Here is a 17,019-nt window from a genome sequence, read left to right as displayed (position 1 = left end):
CGGCGCGGCGGGAGGTCACGGCCGGATCAGGCGAAGGAGAAGTCGCGGTCGGCGTAGGCGTGCATCGGCTCGTGCTTCCAGGGCTCCGGCCGCAGGCCCAGGTCGCGCAGGCCGAGACGGGCGGCGAGTGCCCGGGAGCCCGCGTTGTGCGCGTGGATCCAGGCGATCACGGGCAGACCGGGGTCGTGCCGCACGGCGATCCGCATCGCCGCCCGGGAGAACTCCGTGGCGTAGCCGTTGCCCCAGTGGGCGCGGGCCAGTCGGTAGTAGAGGTTCCAGAATCCCGGCCGCTGGAACTGGGCGCCCCCGACGCCGACCACCTCGCCACTGTCGCGGAGCCGGGCCGTCCAGTAGCTGACGCCGGTCGACTCCCAGTGCTCGACGCAGCGTTCGATCCACCGCTCGGTGACTTCCGGACTGGTGTGCCGGCCTTCCGGGTAGTGGCGCCAGACCTCGGGATCAGAGTTGACGGCGTAGAGGTCCGCAAGATCCGCCGCAGTGACGGCCCGTAGTTCGAGACGGTCGGTCAGTACGCGGTACGGCTCGCTGAGTTCGATCACCGGCTGATCGTACCCACCGCCGGTCCGCCGTGCTCCGCCGCGCTCCGAGGCCGGGCCCGGTGCCCGCCGGCCGCCGGAGTTCCCGACCGGAGGTCTACGGGCGGCCGCACCGGGTCGAGCCGGGACTCCGAGGCCGGGCGCTATCCATTATCACGCCGGTGGCTACTCAGGTGTAGGAATGGCTGAAAATGTCTCATCTTCTCTGCCCCGAAGGCTTGTTGTGATCGGCGAAGGCGCCCATCCTGAAACCGCCTTGGCATGGCCAGGGACACCAACCCCCGGATGAGACAGGAGAAGTGCGCATGAGAACGAGATCCCTCCTCACCCGTGTTTCGACCGTACTGGCCGGCGGCCTGGCCGCCGCCGGACTGCTCGCTCCGCCCGCGTCGGCCGCCGACACCCCGCTCGCCCTGGCCTGTCAGGCGACACCGCCGATCGGCTCCGCGCAGAACCTCACCCTGAACGCCGGGGTCAACGCCACCGCGCCGGCGACGGTGGCCGCCGGAAGTCAGTTCTCCATCACCCTGGCGCCCGACCCGCTCACGGTCCCGACCTCGGTGAGCTCGTACACCCTGCAGTCGATCAGCAACATCCAGCTCACCGTCCCGGTGCCCGCGAACAGCACCCTGGTCTCCGAGTCGGTCTCGGGCGGCTCCGGCATCGACCCCGGCAGCGCGAGCGTCGCCGTCAACGGCAACGACGTCGTCATGGCGGTGAGCAGTTCGATCACCGGCGGGAGCACCTTCACGCTGCCCGCCCTCACCCTGAACCTGACGGCCGGTGCGTCCGGGAGCACGGTGCAGACCGCGCTCGGCGGCACCGGCTACTCCGACCCCGGGCTGACCTTCACGGCGACCGTCCCCGTCAGCTTCTTCACCGTCGACGTGCCCACCGCCTGCTTCCCCTCGCCGCAGGCGGTCCTCAGCTCCACGAGCGTCAGCTGAGCGACTCCCCCACCGACTCGGCGGCTCACTGTTCCCGGGCCGCCGAGCCCCACCGGCCGGCTCCCTGGCCCGGTGGCCGGAGCGGCGCTCAGAGGACCCCCGTCCGGAGTGCGTAGACCACGGCCTGGGTGCGGTTGCGGAGGTTGAGCCGGGTGACCACGCTGTGCACGATGCTCTTGACGGTCCGCTCCGAGTAGCTGAGCTTCCCGGCGATCTGCTTGGTGGTCCATCCCTCGGCCAGCAGGCCGAGCACCTCGATCTCCCGGCCCGCCAGACCGGCGATGTTCATACCGTGCGGGACGAGGGCCGTGTCCCTGATCGTCCTGATCTGGTTGATCAGCACCCGCTGGACCCCTCCGCACGGCCCCGAGCTCTCCACCGCGGTCTCCACCACGGCCCGCTTGATGTCCTCGAACCCGCTCTCCTGCCGGTAGAGGAAGCTCACCAGCCCGAGGTCGATCGCCCGCAGCACATGGTGCTCGGGTAGATCGTGGGCGACCAGGACCATCGGCCGGACGGCACCCGAGGCCTCCTGCTGGATCCGTTCGACCCGCGACAGTGTCTGCCCGGTGACCTCGGTCGCCAATACCAGCAGGACATCGGCCGGCTGCCGCCCGGCCCAGTGGCTCGCGGTGATTCCCCTGCACGAGGACAACCACGACAGGGCGCCTTCACCGGTGATCGGATCGCTGGCGAGCACGGCTACGGAGATGGATTTCGTTGACGTACCGGCCCCCAATAGCGATCCGCCGGGAACCTTTTCGCCGAGACTGCCGACAGGTCGTGACGACACGTCAAAGTGGCTCCCGCTTACGGCAAGAGGCTAGGATGATCATGAGGAATTCGCAAGAGCCTCCGGCCGGTCGGCCCACGGCGCTCCCCGAGTGTTCTCCGGCACATTTCCGGTAGTTCCGCGTGTTGCCCTTGACAGATCGCCGTCAACAGGTCGCCGGCGAAACAGTACCGGCCGTGGTCGGCGCGCCCGCCTCGGCCGCCGACGGCCACCGCACCCGGTACGACTCGCAACTCTCCACCCCTGACCGGGCGGTGGCAATGACGGTGCCCCAACGGGCGGCTTCCCCTTCCCCTTCGGGCAGGAACGCTTGAGAACTCCCCGGGCACTGCCCATCTTGGGTTCGTGACCACGATTAATCACGCCGGGCAACCCCAAGTCCCGAGCGGTAATTCCGAATCCCCGGAGCACAATTCACCGCGGCCGGACCTCGCCTCACAGGCAGAAGTCCAGCGGACCGTCCTCCGGATCTGGGAAGACGTCCTTCGGCTCGACGGCCTTAACCCCGACGACAACTTCCTTGAACTGGGCGGCCATTCACTGGCGGCCTCCCAGATCATTTCCCGGATGCGGGAGGCCCTGCACACCGAGGTGCCGCTGGCCGCGGTCTTCGACCACCCCACCATCGCCGAACTCACCGCCTTCGTCCTGCGGCAGCGGCCACCGGCGAAGGGAACGCACTAGCGTGGAGCCTGAGATCTCGGCTCTGTCGTCCGCGCAGCAGCGGCTCTGGTTCTTCTGGCAACTGCAGCCCGACGGCAGCGACTACAACGTACCGAAGGCGATCCGACTGCGCGGCGGACTCGACCTGCCCGGCCTGGAACGGGCCGTCGCCCGCCTGGTCGAGCGGCACCCCATGCTGCGCACCGCCTTCCCGATGGTCGACGGCGCACCGGTGCTGCTCACGTCGCCGTACGCCACCGTCCCGCTGACCCTGACCGATCTCACCGAAGTGCCGGCGGCGGCAAGGGAGCAGCGCCTGTCGGAAGAGGTCGACCGGGCGGCCCTGGCGGCGTTCGACCTGGTGCACGGCCCGGTCTTCCGGGCCGACCTGATCCGGCTGGCCGAGGACGACCACGTTCTCGTACTGACCTTCCACCACATCGTCATGGACGGCTGGTCGCTGGCGATCGTCGAACGCGAGCTGGCGGCGGTCTACGCCGCCAACCTGGCCGGCGCCCCCGATCCGCTCCCCGCCCTGGACCACCGGTACCAGGACTTCGTCGACGCCGAGCAGCGGATGCTGGCCGGCCCGCGCCGCACCGCGGCGGTGGAGTACTGGCGGGACCAACTCGCCACCGCGCCGGGCCAGCTGGCACTGCCCACCGACCACCCGCACCCCCCGGTGCAGAGCCAGGCCGGGGACAGCCGGTCCTTCGCGCTGTCGCCCCGGCTCGTCCAGCAGATCCAGGCGTCACTGCCCAGATACCGGGTGAGCCGCTTCGTGGTGCTGCTGAGCGCCTACGCCGCGCTGCTGTCCCGGCTGGCGTCGGCCGAGGAGGTGGTCATCGGCGTTCCGGTCAGCGGCCGCACCACGCTGGAGGTCGAGAGCGTCGTCGGCCTGTTCGTGAACATGCTCCCGCTGCGCATCCGCGTCCGGCCGGGCATGACCTTCGCCGAGCTCCTGCACCACGTCCGCGACACCTTCCTCACCGGGTACGAGTACCAGGACCTGCCCTTCCAGCAGGTGGTCGAGGAGTTGCAGCCCGAGCGGCTGACCTCACGGCCCCCGGTCTTCCAGTGCGCCTTCACCTACGAGGACATCCCCGCCGACTCCACCGCCTTCCCCGGCCTGGCGGCGAGCCCGGTCGCGATCCGGACCGAGACCGCCAAGTTCGAACTGACCGTGCACCTGGCCTGGGGCACGGACCGGGCCGAGGGCGGGCTGAGCTACCGGACGGACCTGTTCGAGGGGCGCACCGCGGACCTGTTCGGCGAGCGCTACCTGCGGCTGCTCTCAGCCGCGCTGGCCGCGCCGGACACCCCGGTGTCATGGCTGCCGGTGCTCGGTGCCGAGGAGGAGCGGACCGTCCTGGCCGGCGCCGTCGAGCCGCCGATGCCCGCCACCGAGCCGGTGGACCTGCTGGTGGCGCGGCAGGCCCGCAGGCGCCCCGACGCCGTCGCGGTGCGCTCCGCCGGGCAGGAGCTGAGTTACGCGGAGCTCGACCGCCGGGCCGAGCTGGTCGCGGCCCGGCTGCGCGCGGCCGGGGCGGGACCCGGTGTCCTGGTCGCGACCTGCCTGCCGCGCGGCGCGGACCTGGTGACCGCCGAGCTGGGCGTCCTCAGGTCCGGTGCCGCCTACGTCCCGCTGGACCCCGCGAACCCGCCCACCAGGCTGGCCGCCATCCTCGAAGAGGCGCGCCCGCTGCTGACCCTGACGGACCGTCACAACTCGGGGCTCGTCGGCGGCGGAGCGCCGCTGGCCCTGGAGGACCTCTGGGAGGGCGCGGCCCCGCCGCCGGCCGAGCCCGCCGCCGGGGCCGCGCCCGGCGATCTCGCCTATGTCATCTACACCTCGGGGTCGACCGGGCGGCCCAAGGGCGTGATGGTCGAGCACCGGGCCCTGGCCAACCTGGTCGGCTGGCACCACCGGGAGTTCGGCCTCGGGCCCGAGGACCGCACCACGCTGATCGCCGCTCCCGGTTTCGACGCCTCGGCCTGGGAGATCTGGCCGGCCCTGGCCGCCGGGGCCACGCTGGAGGTTCCCGACGCCTCCACCGTGCTCTCCCCGCCCGACCTGGCCCGGTGGCTGGTCGAGCGAGGGGTGACCAGCTGCTTCGTCCCCACCCCGCTGGTCGAGCGGCTGGCCGACGGCGAGTGGCCGGCCGGGGGCGCCCTGCGTACCGTGCTGACCGGCGGCGACCGGCTGCGGTCCCCGGGAAGGCGGGAGCTGCCGTTCCGGCTGGTCAACAACTACGGGCCGACGGAGAACACGGTCGTCGCCACCTCGGGCACCGTCACGGCGGACCCGCACGGGCACGGAGGACAGCCGGACATCGGGCGTCCGATCGCCGGTGTCGAGGTCTACGTCCTGGACGCCGAGCTGCGCCCGGTGCCGATCGGGCTGCCCGGCGAGCTCTACCTCGGCGGCGCCGGGCTCGCGCGCGGCTACCTGGACAGGCCCGACCTGACCGCCGACCGCTTCGTCCCGCACCCCTACGGCACCGAACCCGGCGCCCGCCTCTACCGCACCGGCGACCTGGTCCGACGGCGCTCCGACGGCACCGTCGACTTCCTGGGCCGCAACGACCACCAGCTGAAGATCCGGGGCTTCAGGATCGAACCGGGCGAGATCGAGCACGCGCTGCGCGAGCACCCCGGCATCCAGGACGCCGTCGTCACCACCACCGAGGAGGGCGAACCCGCCCTCGCCGCCTACCTGGTACCGGGCGACCCCGCCCCCGACCGGGAGCAGCTCACCGCGCACCTGAGCCGCCGGCTGCCCGCCTACATGCGCCCCGACCGCTACCTGGTGCTGCCCGCACTGCCGTTGACCGCCAACGGGAAGGTGGACCGCGCCGCGCTGGCGGAGCACGCGACACCGCTCGACCCCGGCCCGGCGGCCGCCCCGCTCTCCCAGGGCGCGCGGTCACCGCTGGAGCGCTCCATCGCGGCGGTGTGGGCCGAGGCGCTCGGCCACGAGACCTTCGGGGTGCGGGACAACTTCTTCGACATCGGCGGCCACTCCCTGCTGCTCGCCAAGGTACGCGAGCTCCTGGTACGGGAGTTGGCCCGGGAGGTGTCGATCCTCACCCTCTTCGAACACCCCACCGTCGCCGCGCTCGCCCACCACCTCGCCCCGGCCGACGACCACTGCGCCGAACTCCCCCCGAGCGCCCCGGAGAGCGCGGCCCGGCTACGGCGCGGCAGCGCCCGGCTGCGGGCGATGCGCGCCCAGGCCCGCCGGGCGGCCGACGCACCCGGCGCGGCTCCCCAATCCACTAGTACTCCCGCTGGAAGGACCGACACGTGATCGACGCCGAGAACGACACCCATATAGCGATCGTCGGCATGGCCTGCCGCTTCCCCGGCGCCTCGACCCCCGAGCAGTACTGGGACAACCTGGTCGCCGGAGTGGACTCGGTGCGCGCCATCGAGGCGCAGGAGCTGCGGGAGTGGGGCGCAGACCCCGAACGGCTGGCGGACCCGCGCTACGTGGCGATGCACGGCGCGGTGGACGGCATCGGGGAGTTCGACGCCGGCTTCTTCCACTTCTCCGAGCGGGACGCCACCCTGCTCAACCCTCAGCACCAGCTGTTCCTGGAGTGCGCCTGGGAGGCGCTGGAGCGGGCCGGCTACGACCCGCACGCGGCCCCCGGCACGGTGGGCGTCTTCGCGGGAGCGGGCCGCAACGGCTACGCCTCCGTCTTCCAGGACCGGCCGGACCGGTTCCCGGGCGTGGACGACCTGGCGCTGCACCTCGCCAACGAGCCGGAGCACCTGTCCACCCGGGTCTCCTACAAGCTCGGCCTCACCGGGCCGAGCATGGCGGTGATGACGGCGTGCTCGACCTCGCTGGTCGCCGTCCACGAGGCGAGCCGGGCGCTGCTGGCCGGGGAGTGCGACTTCGCGCTGGCCGGCGGTGTCTCGCTGCGGCTGCCGCGCGTCGGCTACTGGTACCGGGAGGGCGGCACGATGTCGCCGGACGGCCGCTGCCGTACCTTCTCCGCCGACGCCAGGGGCATCGTGGGCGGTGACGGCGCCGGTGTCGTGGTGCTGCGCCGCGCCCAGGACGCGATCGACGACGGCGACCATGTGCACGCCGTGATCCGGGGCTCCGCGGTGAACAACGACGGCAGCGAGCGCGCCGGTTACACCGCGCCCGGGGTGCGCGGCCAGGCGGAGGTGATCCGCATCGCGCACGCGGCCGCCGAGGTCGACCCCGCCTCGATCGGCTATGTCGAGGCTCACGGCACCGGCACCCTGGTCGGGGACCCGATCGAGGTCACCGCGCTCACCCAGGCGTTCCAGGACGGTTCGGTGGCCGACGGCTCCATCGCGCTGGGCTCGGTCAAGACCAACATCGGCCACACCGACACGGCCGCCGGAGTCGCCGGTCTGATGAAGGCCGCGCTGGCGCTCGAACACCGCGTCATCCCCGCGAACCTGCACTTCTCGGAGCCGAATCCGGCCATCGACTTCGCCCGCACCCCCTTCACCGTGAACACCGCCAACCGCGGCTGGCAGCCGGCCGGGCAGCCGCGCCGCGCCGGGGTCAGCTCCTTCGGGATCGGCGGGACCAACGCGCATGTGGTCCTGGAGGAGGCCCCCGCACCCGCTCCCACCACCGAGCCGGGCCCGGGCGGGCACCTGCTGGTGCTCTCCGCGCGGACCCCGGCCGCACTGGACGCGATGGCCGCCCGCCTCGCCGGGCACCTGCGCGAGAACCCCGAACTGCCGCTCGCGGACGTCGCGTTCACCCTGCAGCAGGGGCGGCACCCGTTCGCGCACCGCCGGTACGTCGTCTGCTCCGACCACGCGCAGGCCGTCCGGGCCCTGTCCGCTCCGGCCGCCGGGCGGAGCACGGTGCGGGCGTCCTCCGACGAGCTCGTCGAACGGATCCGCAGCCACTCGGACGACGGCGAACTCGTCGGGCTGCTGGACGAGTTGGGAGGGCTCTGGCAGCAGGGCGCGGCGATCGACTGGTCCCGGCTCCACGACGGTGCGCGGCGCCGCCGGGTGCCGCTGCCCACCTACCCGTTCGAGCGGCGGACGCACCTGGTCAAGCCGGAGCCCTTCGCCCCCTCGGCCACCGCCCCGGCGGCGCCCGACACCGCCACCGGCACGGGCACCGGCACCGCTGCTTCGACCGAGGAGCGGCTCGCCGAGCTCTTCGCCAAGGTGCTGGGCGAGCAGGCGGACGTCGCCGGCCAGGACTTCTTCGAACTGGGCGGGGACTCCCTGAGCGCCATCCAGCTGCTCGCGCTGGTCGAGGAGACCTTCGGGGTGTGCCCGCCCCTGGAGGCCGTCTTCGACGCCCCGACCGTCGGCGAACTGGCCACCGTCGTCGAGGACCTGCTCAAGGTCATGGACGCCACCGAGGGGACCGCGTGAACCCCTCCGCGAAGATCGCACCGGCCTCCTCCGCCCAGCGGCGGCTGTGGTTCCTGGACCACTTCACCTCCGGCAACAGCGCCTACAACCTGGTCTCGGCACTGCGTCTGCACGGTCCGCTGGACACCGCCGCGCTGCACTCCTCGCTGCGCGACCTGGTCGCCCGGCACGAGACGCTGCGGACCACCTTCCGGGCCGAGGGCGGCGAGCCCTACCAGCACATCGCACCCGCGCTCGACCTGCCGCTCCCGATCACCGACCTGACCTCCCTCCCCGCGCCGCAGCGGGCGGCGCGGGCCGGCGCGATCGTCGAGTCGGAGGCCCTGCGCGAGTTCGACCTCGCCGAAGGACCGCTGATCCGGACCGGCCTGCTGCGCCTGGACGAGGGCGACCACGTGCTGTCGGTGATCTGCCACCACAGCATCTTCGACGGCTGGTCGATGGGCCGCCTCTGCGAGGAGCTCTCCGTCCTGTACGCGGCCCACCTCGCCGGCACTGCACCCGAACTGCCGCCGCTGCCGCTCCAGTTCGGCGACCACGCGGCGCAGGAGGAGGCGGCCCGGGCCGGCAGCGGGTACCGGGACTCGCTCGCCCACTGGCTGGAGCGGCTGGCCGGAGCACCCTCGGTCCTGGAGCTCCCCACCCCGTACACCAGGCCCGCCGTCCAGGGTTTCGAGGGTGCCTGCCACGACCTGCGGCTGGACCGGGAGACCTGGCAGGCCGTGCAGCGCACCGCGCGGGCCCACCGGGTGACGCCGTTCATGACCCTGCTCGCCGTCTACGCCCTGCTGCTCTCCCGGCTCTCGGGCACCGAGGACGTGGTGATCGGCAGCCCCTCGGCCGGGCGCACCAGCGCCTCGGTCCAGCCGCTGATCGGCATGTTCGTCAACACCCTGCCGCTGCGCGTCGACCTGTCCGGGGACCCGGAGTTCACCGCGCTGCTGCACCGGGTCCGCCGCACCGCGCTGGACGCCTTCACCCACCAGCACGTGCCGCTGGAGCAGATCGTGACCGAGCTGCGGCTCGACCGGGCGACCAGCCACGATCCGCTCTTCCAGGCCATGTTCGCCCTCCAGCAGCCGGCTCCCCTCCCCCAGCTGGCGGGGCTGGAGGTCGGGTTCCTCCCGACCCGCCCGCCGAAGACCTTCTCGGACCTGTGGCTGGAGGTCGTTCCGCACGGCGAGGGGGCCGTCTGCACCTTCCGCTACCGGACCGAGCTGTTCGACGCGGCGACGATCGAGCGGCTGGCCGGCCAGTACCGCACCCTGCTGGTGGGCGCGCTCGACGCCCCGGAGAGCAGGATCTCCCGGCTCCCCCTGCTGACGCCCGAGGAGGCCGACCGGATCCTGCGGCAGTGGAGCCGCAGCGCCGAGCCGTACCCCTGGGACGGCCCGGTCCACGAGCTGATACTCCGCCAGGCCGAGCGGACGCCCGAAGCGGAGGCGGTGGTCTTCGGGGACACCCGGCTCAGCTACGCCGAGCTGGCCGGCCGGGCGGGCCGCATCTCCCGGCAGCTCACCGAGGACGCACCCGTGGTGGCGCTCTGCCTGCCGCGCGGGGTCGAACTGCTGCCCTCGATCCTGGCCGTTCTGAGCAGCGGCCGCGCCTATCTGCCGCTCTCCCCCGAGGACCCGCCCGGCCGGCTGGCCCGGCTGCTCCGGTCCTCGGGCGCCGGCCAGGTCCTCACCACCGCCGAGCTGTCCGCCGCCTTCACCGGCACCGGGGTGCCGGTCCTGGCGGTGGACACCCTCGAGAAGGACGACGCCCCCGGCGAGCCGCCGGCCCCGGCCCCCGTCTCGCCGGAGGACCTGGCCTATGTGATCTACACCTCCGGTTCCACCGGCGAGCCCAAGGCGGTGGGCGTACCGCACCGGGGGCTGGCCAACCGGATCCACTGCCTGCGGGACTCCCAGGACCTCACGGCCGCCGACCGGGTCCTGCACAAGACCCCGTACACCTTCGACGTCTCGGTGTGGGAGCTGCTCGGGCCGCTGACGGTCGGCGCGGCCCTGGTGGTCGCCGAGCCGGGCGGGCACCGCGATCCCGCGTACCTGGTCGGGCTGATCGAACAGGAGGCGGTCACCACCGTCCACTTCGTCCCGCCGATGCTGGAGGTCTTCCTCGACCAGCCCGACCTGGAGCGCTGCCGCTCGCTCCGGCGCGTGCTGTGCAGCGGCCAGGCACTGCCCGTCCAGCTCAGGGACCGCACCCTGGCCCGGCTCCCGGTGCGGCTGTACAACCTGTACGGCCCCACCGAGGCCTCCATCGAGGTGACCGAGTGGCAGTGCCTGCCCGTGCAGGCCGGGCCCGACGGCCCGAGGGAGGCCAGGGTGCCGATCGGCCGCCCGCTCGCGGGTGTCGAGGTGTACGTCCTGGACGCCGAGCTGCGCCCGGTACCGGTCGGGCTGCCCGGCGAGCTCTACCTCGGCGGGGTCGCGCTCGCACGCGGCTACCTGGGCAGGCCCGACCTGACCGCCGACCGCTTCGTCCCGCACCCCTACAGCACGACGCCCGGTGCCCGCCTCTACCGCACCGGTGACCTGGTCCGCTGGCGGTCCGACGGCGCCGTCGACTTCCTGGGCCGCAACGACCACCAGCTGAAGGTCCGGGGCTTCAGGATCGAGCCGGGCGAGATCGAGCACCTGCTGCGCGAGCAGCCCGGTGTACTGGACGCCGTCGTCACCACCGCCGCCTCGGGCACTCAACACGCCCTCACCGCCTATCTGGTGAGGTCCGGCCCGGCCGCGGACGACGAGGCGTTCACCGCCGGACTCCGCGAGCGGCTGCGGGACCTGCTGCCCCGGTACATGGTCCCCGCCTTCCTGGTCGTGCTGCCCGCCTTCCCGCTGAACGCGAGCGGCAAGGTCGACCGCGCGGCGCTGCCCGCGCCCGCCGGAGGAGCCGCGCAGCAGCGGGTCGCTCCCCAGGACGGGATCGAGGAGACCCTGGCCGCCATCTGGTCCCAGGTGCTGGGCGGCCGGGAGATCGGTGTGACCGAGGACTTCTTCGAGATCGGCGGCGACTCGCTGCAGAGCGTCCAGGTGGTCCATCGCGCCCGCGCGGCGGGTCTCTCCCTCACCGTGGGGCAGATCTTCCACCACCCGAACGTCCGGGAGCTCGCGGCCCAACTGCGGCGGGACGAAGGCGGGGTGCGATGAACAGCCGCTGGCTGCTGCGGTTCCCGTCGCGTCCCGAGGCCCGGTTGCGGATGTTCTGCCTGCCCGGTGCCGGTGCCTCGGCCTCGATGTACCGGTCCTGGTCCGCGCTGCTGCCCGCGGAGGTGGAGGTCTGCGCGGTCCAGTTCCCGGGCCGGGGCGCCCGGTTGCGCGAGGCGCCGTTCACCAGGCTGGAGGTGCTGGCCGAGGCGCTGGCCGAAGCGGTGCTCGCCGAGCTGGACCGGCCGGCGGTGATCTTCGGCCACAGCCTCGGCGCGCTCGTCGGCTTCGAGGTGGCGAGCCGGCTCGCCGGCGAGGGTGCGCTGCTGTCGCTGGCCGTCGCGGCGCACAAGGCCCCGAGCCTGGGCAGTGCGGGGCTGCCCCACCACCTCCTGCCCACGGCCGAGCTGTTCGAGGTGGTGGCGCGGCTCGGCGGCACCCCGCAGGGTGTCCTGGACCGGCCGGAGATCCTGCGGCTGGCCGAGCCCGCGACGCGTGCCGACTTCGAGCTGGACTTCACCTACCGCTACCGGGAACGAGCGCCGCTGGACATCCCCGTGAGCGTGTTCGGCGGTCTCTCCGATCCCACCGTCTCCGAGGCCGAGCTGGCCGCCTGGCGCTCTCACACCGCGGGCGCCTTCAGCCTGCGGATGCTCCCCGGGGACCACTTCTTCCTCAACGGCCCGAGCGGAGCCCGGATGCTCTCGCAGCTGGTTGCCGACCTCAACGACCTTCAGCAGAAAGCACGGTGACGACATGTTCGAGGATGGCGACGACCGCCGCTACCTCGTGGTGCGCAACCACGAGGAGCAGTACTCGATCTGGCCCGAGGGCCGGGACCTTCCGGCCGGCTGGGAGCAGGTGGAGGCGCCGGGCGTCAAGTCCGAGTGCCTGGCCAGGATCAGGGAGCTCTGGACCGACCTGCGCCCGCTCAGCGTGCGCCGGCTCAGCTCGTGAACCCGCCGTCGTACCGGAAAGAGGAAACCCGTACCGTGTCGCCAGAACTCCGCCTGCACCGGATCTTCGCCGAGCAGGTCGCCCGCCGGCCCGACGCCCCCGCCCTGTCCGACGGGCAGGAGGAGCTCAGCTACCGCGAACTGGACGACCGGGCCGCCCGGCTCGCCGCCGCGATCCTGAGCCGGGTCTCCGGCCCCGGCGCGCGGGTGGGCCTGTGCCTGCGGCGCGGCAACAACGTGGTGGTCGCGGTCCTGGCGGTGTTCAAGGCCGGCTGCGCCTACGTACCGCTCGACCCGGCCTATCCGGCCGACCGGGTGCGCTACATGGCCGATGACGCCTCGGTCGACCTGGTCCTGACCGACACCGACCACCCGCCGGTGAGCGCCGCACCCGTGCTGCCCCTGGAGGAGGGCCTCTGGTCGCCCGAGGCGCCCCGGGTGCGGGAGGTCCCGGTCACCGCCGAGACGCCGGCGTACGTCATCTACACCTCGGGGTCGAGCGGGCGGCCGAAGGGGGTCGTGGTCTCGCACCGCAGTGTGGCGGCGCTGCTGTCCGCCTGTGACCGGGTGCTGGAGACCGACGAGCGGGATGTGTGGACGCTCTTCCACTCCTACTGCTTCGACTTCTCGGTCTGGGAGATCTGGGGCGCGCTGTCGCACGGCGCGAAGCTGGTGGTGGTCCCGGCCGACATCGCCCGATCCCCCGAGTCGACGCTGGACCTGCTGGAGCGGGAGCGGGTGACCGTCCTCAACCAGGTCCCCTCGGTCTTCCGCTACCTCTCCCGGGCCGCCGCCGACCGGCACTCGGGGCCGAACCGGCCGCGGCTGGCGCTCAGGTACGTCATCTTCGGCGGCGAGACCGTGGACATCGAGGCGGTGCGCGCCTGGCGGGAGCACGGCAAGGGCGTCGAGTTCGTCAACATGTACGGCATCACCGAGACCACCGTCTTCTCCACCTACCGGCGGCTGCCCGAGGCCGAGATCGATCCGACCGAGGCGGGCGGTGAGCCGGACGCCCCCAACCCCGCGCTCAACATCGGTGTACCGCTGGACGGGTTCGAGCTGGCCCTGCTCACCGAGGACGGCCGGCCCGCCGCGCCGGGGGAGATCGGCGAGATCCACCTGGCCGGTCCGCAGCTGGCCATCGGCTACCTGGACCGCCCCGAGCTGACCGCCGAGCGCTATCCGGTGCTCGCCCTGGACGGCCGGGAGCCGCGCCGCTACTACCGCAGCGGTGACCTGGCCGTGGCCCGGCGGGACGGCACGCTGGAGTTCGCCGGCCGCGCGGACGACCAGGTGAAGATCAACGGCTTCCGGATCGAGATCGGCGAGGTGGAGTCCGCGCTGCGGACGGCGGACGGACTGGACGAGCTGGTCGTGGTGCCGGCCACCAGCCGGATCGGCGAGCGCATGCTGGTCGCCTTCTACACCACCCCGGACGGCACCTCCCCGCACGGCATCGCCGAGCGGCTGGCCGCCCACGCCAGGGCCGCACTGCCCGCGTTCATGGTCCCCGGCCGGTTCGTCAACGTGCCCTCGCTGCCGCTGAGTCCGTCCGGAAAGACCGACAAGCGCGCTCTCGCCGAGCAGCTGCGCTAGGGCCTGGAGAACCGATGAACGACCACCGTTTGCGACAACTGCCGCTGTCCGTGACCCAGGAGGCGATGTGGGTCACCTGGCAGCTCGACCCGGCCAAGTGGGAGCACATCGTCCCGCTGGCCCTGGCGGTCGAGGGGGCCCTGGACCGGGACCGGCTGCGCCTGGCCGTGGCCGCCTTGGCCCGCCGGCACCCGCTGCTGCGGGCCCGGGTCCGCGACACCCCCGCCGGGCTCGTCCTCGACTGGGGTGACGACCTTCCGGTCCCGGTCACCGTACGGGAGGTGACCGGCCCGCGCGAGGCCGCGCTCACCGCGGCCCAGGCGCCGTTCGACCTGGCCCGCGGCCCGCTGGCCCGGGTCGAGGTACTGGAAGGGCCGGACTACACCGTCCTGCTGATCACCGTCCACCACCTGGTGCTGGACGGCACCTCGGTCCCCTTCCTGCTGCAGGACCTGCGCCGGGCCTACGAGGGACAGGAGCTGGGCGGTCCCGACGACCTCGCACCACTGCTGGAGCACGCCCGGCGCTCCCGGGAGGCGGCCGAGGGAGCGGCGGGCGAGCGGCTGCGGTCGTTCTGGCGCGAGGAGTTGGAGGCGATGCCCGCCGCGCTCCCCCTGCCGGTCCAGGCCTCCCGGTCCGAGGACGGCCGTCTGCCCTGCCTCGTGGACGACGAACTGGCCCAACAGGCCCGCATACTGGCCAAGAGCCTCGACATCTCGTACTTCACCGTGATGCTCGGCGCCCTGTTCGTCACCCTGCACCACCACACCGGCGGCGAGGACCTGATCGTGTCCGCGCCCTACCACGGCCGCTCTGACCAGGCGCTGCGGGGGCGGGTGGGCTTCTTCGTCAACGTGCTGCCGTTCCGTCAGCGGCTGCGCCCCTCGGACAGCTACGAGCAGGTCCTGCGTACCCTGCGCTCGACCATCCGGGCGGGCCTGGAGCACGGCGCTCTGCCGCTCCCGGCCATTCTGCGGGCCGCCCGGCTGGTGGGGCCCGAGGCCCGCCGGCACACCCACCAGGTGGTGTTCGAGTACTGGGACGCCACCCTCGGCGGCAGCGGACTGGACGTCCACGACTTCCGGCTCTCCCACGGCACTTCGAGCTGCCGGCTCAGCCTGCTCGACGTGACCGACGCCGCCGACTACCGGCTCACGGTGATGCTGGCCGAGGGCAGCACCGGCAGCCGGATGCTGTGGAAGGACCCGGCCGGCACGGTCGGGCGGCCCACGGTCGACGCGCTGGCCCGGGACTTCCTGGCCGTCGTCGCCGACATGGCGGCCGATCCGCACCGCACGCTCGCCGAGGCCACCGCCCGGCTGTCCCCCGTGGTGCGTCCACAGGCCGACCCGGGGCCCGTACCGACTGGACAGCACACCGCGGAGCCGTCGGCCGCCCTGGCACCGCTCACCGGGATCTGGCGCGAGGTGCTGCGCATCGAGGACATCTCGGCCGAGGACTCGTTCTTCGAGCTGGGCGGCCACTCCCTGCTGGCCACCACGCTGGCGAAGCGGATCACCGACCACCTCGGGGTGGAACTCTCGGTACGCGACCTGTTCTCACACCCCAAGCTGGGCGACCTCGCCTCGGTCGTCGACGAGCGGCTCGCCGCCGCCACGGCCCACGCCCCGGCGCCGGCGGCCGAGGCCGCCGACTGGGCGGACGGCTTCCCGGCCACCGGCTTCCAGGAGAGCATCTGGCTCGCCGAACGCCTGGACCCGGCCAACGCCCGCTACCACGTGCCGCTGTTCTGGCAGGTCCTGGGAGAGCTGGATCCCCGGCGGCTCGGCCTGGCGCTCACCCGGCTGGTCTCCCGGCACGAGATCCTGCGCACCCGCTTCGTGGACCGCGACGGCCGCCTCCACCACGAGGTCGCCGAACCGTGGATCCCCGAGGTGGACCTGCTGGACCTGAGCTCCGTCCCGGAGGCCGAGCGGCTGCCGCGGCTCAGCGCCTGGGCCGACGCCGCGGGGCGCGGCTTCGAGCCCGCCTCGGGCCGGCTGCTGGCCGCCGCGCTGGTCACCCTGCCGCACGGTGGCCGGGTGCTCGCCCTGTGCCTGCACCACCTGGTCATCGACGGTGAGTCGGTCCCCGTCCTGCTGCGCGAACTGGAGCGCTGCTTCGGGCAGGCCGAGGGCCCGGCACCCCGGCAGTACCGGGAGCTCGTCCTCGCCCAGCGGACCGGCGGCGGCCGGGCCGGGGCGGCGGCGGACCTGGACCACTGGCGCACGCACCTGACCGGCGCGCCGAGCACCCTCGGGCTGGCCGCACCCGCCGTCCCCGAGCGGCACGGCAACCTCACCCTCCCGCTCGACCCGGACCTGGCCCGGCGGCTACTCCCGGTGCGGACCGAGTGGGGCGTCTCCCAGTTCATGATCAACGCGACGGCACTGGCCGCCGTGCTGCACCGGTGGTCGGGGCTCACGGACCTCACCTTCGGCGTCCCGGTGGCCGGCCGGGCGGCCGGCGTCTTCGACGACGTGATCGGGCCCTGTATGAACACCCTTGTGCTGCGCTCCCGTTGCGAGGCCGGCAGCACCCTGGCCGAGCTGCTCCAGACCGTCCGTGAGGAGGTCATCGGCGCCTTCGAGCACAACGGCGCCCCGTTCGAGGAGGTGGTCGGGCAGCTGCGTCCCGCCCGGTCCAGGGGCCGGACGCCCTTCGTCGACTGCGTCCTCAACAGCGTCGGCATGACCGAGTGGTCCGGCGCCCTCGGTGACGCGCGGGTCGTCTCCCTCGGCCACGAACTGCAGCACGAGGAGACCAGTAAGTTCCCCTTCACCGTGACCTTCACGGAGACGGCGGGCACCGTCCAGGGGACGCTCGCCTACCGGGGCGACTGCCTCACCCCGTCCGACGCCCACCGGCTGGCCACCGAACTCGCCGCCGTCCTCGACCACTTCCAGGAGCTCCTGCCGCGACCCGCGGCCGGTCTCCCGGACCCGAAGGAGCTCTGAC

The 17,019-nt window shown here is 73.0% G+C and carries 11 protein-coding genes; 9 read left to right on the top strand and 2 right to left on the bottom strand.

Annotated elements, in window-relative coordinates; genetic code table 11:
- Positions 1-26 precede the first annotated feature (26 nt).
- Positions 27-560 carry a GNAT family N-acetyltransferase gene (locus ACSMTC_RS34970; protein WP_436563757.1) on the bottom strand — a complete coding sequence of 178 codons (534 nt, stop codon included), beginning with the start codon at positions 558-560 and terminating at the stop codon, positions 27-29.
- A 302-nt stretch (positions 561-862) separates the two neighbouring features.
- Between ACSMTC_RS34970 and ACSMTC_RS34965 the strand changes: the two genes are divergently transcribed.
- A complete protein-coding gene (locus ACSMTC_RS34965) occupies positions 863-1,504 on the top strand; it encodes a cyclase (protein ID WP_436563756.1) in 642 nt (213 codons plus the stop codon).
- Between the two features lie 88 nt (positions 1,505-1,592).
- Here ACSMTC_RS34965 and ACSMTC_RS34960 read toward each other — a convergent pair whose 3' ends face one another.
- On the bottom strand, positions 1,593-2,090 hold the full coding sequence (locus ACSMTC_RS34960; protein WP_436563755.1) for a helix-turn-helix transcriptional regulator: 498 nt from the start codon (positions 2,088-2,090) through the stop codon (positions 1,593-1,595).
- Positions 2,091-2,642: 552 nt separating this feature from the next.
- Here ACSMTC_RS34960 and ACSMTC_RS34955 point away from each other — a divergent pair.
- Genes ACSMTC_RS34955 through ACSMTC_RS34920 form a run of 8 tightly spaced genes read left to right on the top strand, consistent with a single transcriptional unit; the run spans position 2,643 to position 17,018 of the window.
- Complete coding sequence (locus tag ACSMTC_RS34955) at positions 2,643-2,981, top strand: phosphopantetheine-binding protein (RefSeq protein ID WP_436563754.1); 339 nt, start codon at positions 2,643-2,645, stop codon at positions 2,979-2,981.
- Position 2,982: 1 nt separating this feature from the next.
- Positions 2,983-6,270, top strand: a complete 3,288-nt coding sequence (locus tag ACSMTC_RS34950) for a non-ribosomal peptide synthetase (RefSeq protein ID WP_436563753.1) — start codon at positions 2,983-2,985, stop codon at positions 6,268-6,270.
- The gene (locus ACSMTC_RS34945) at positions 6,267-8,351 is read left to right on the top strand and encodes a type I polyketide synthase (RefSeq protein WP_436563752.1); all 2,085 of its coding nucleotides are present in this window, start codon (positions 6,267-6,269) and stop codon (positions 8,349-8,351) included. The genes ACSMTC_RS34950 and ACSMTC_RS34945 overlap by 4 nt, the downstream gene beginning before the upstream one ends.
- Complete coding sequence (locus ACSMTC_RS34940) at positions 8,348-11,509, top strand: amino acid adenylation domain-containing protein (protein WP_436563751.1); 3,162 nt, start codon at positions 8,348-8,350, stop codon at positions 11,507-11,509. Before ACSMTC_RS34945 ends, ACSMTC_RS34940 begins: the two co-directional genes overlap by 4 nt.
- Positions 11,506-12,258, top strand: coding sequence for a thioesterase II family protein (locus ACSMTC_RS34935; RefSeq protein ID WP_436563750.1), 753 nt, complete (start codon positions 11,506-11,508; stop codon positions 12,256-12,258). Before ACSMTC_RS34940 ends, ACSMTC_RS34935 begins: the two co-directional genes overlap by 4 nt.
- 4 nt (positions 12,259-12,262) lie before the next feature.
- The gene (locus ACSMTC_RS34930) at positions 12,263-12,463 is read left to right on the top strand and encodes an MbtH family protein (RefSeq protein ID WP_436563749.1); all 201 of its coding nucleotides are present in this window, start codon (positions 12,263-12,265) and stop codon (positions 12,461-12,463) included.
- A gap of 35 nt (positions 12,464-12,498) precedes the next feature.
- Complete coding sequence (locus ACSMTC_RS34925; protein WP_436563748.1) at positions 12,499-14,061, top strand: amino acid adenylation domain-containing protein; 1,563 nt, start codon at positions 12,499-12,501, stop codon at positions 14,059-14,061.
- Between the two features lie 14 nt (positions 14,062-14,075).
- Positions 14,076-17,018 (top strand): condensation domain-containing protein, encoded by a 2,943-nt coding sequence (locus ACSMTC_RS34920; RefSeq protein WP_436563747.1) that lies wholly within the window; start codon positions 14,076-14,078, stop codon positions 17,016-17,018.
- Position 17,019 lies beyond the last annotated feature (1 nt).

Origin of the sequence: Kitasatospora sp. HPM-01-4 (genome assembly GCF_051374625.1) — a bacterium.
GTDB lineage: Bacteria > Actinomycetota > Actinomycetes > Streptomycetales > Streptomycetaceae > Kitasatospora.
Note: the sequence above shows the minus strand (reverse complement) of the source record. Positions and strands in the feature narration are given on the sequence as shown.

Coding starts and splice junctions, on each gene's coding strand:
- ACSMTC_RS34965 (WP_436563756.1), top strand. CDS start 863: ATGAGAACGAGATCCCTCCTCACCCGTGTTTCGACCGTACTGGCCGGC.
- ACSMTC_RS34935 (WP_436563750.1), top strand. CDS start 11,506: ATGAACAGCCGCTGGCTGCTGCGGTTCCCGTCGCGTCCCGAGGCCCGG.
- ACSMTC_RS34930 (WP_436563749.1), top strand. CDS start 12,263: ATGTTCGAGGATGGCGACGACCGCCGCTACCTCGTGGTGCGCAACCAC.
- ACSMTC_RS34920 (WP_436563747.1), top strand. CDS start 14,076: ATGAACGACCACCGTTTGCGACAACTGCCGCTGTCCGTGACCCAGGAG.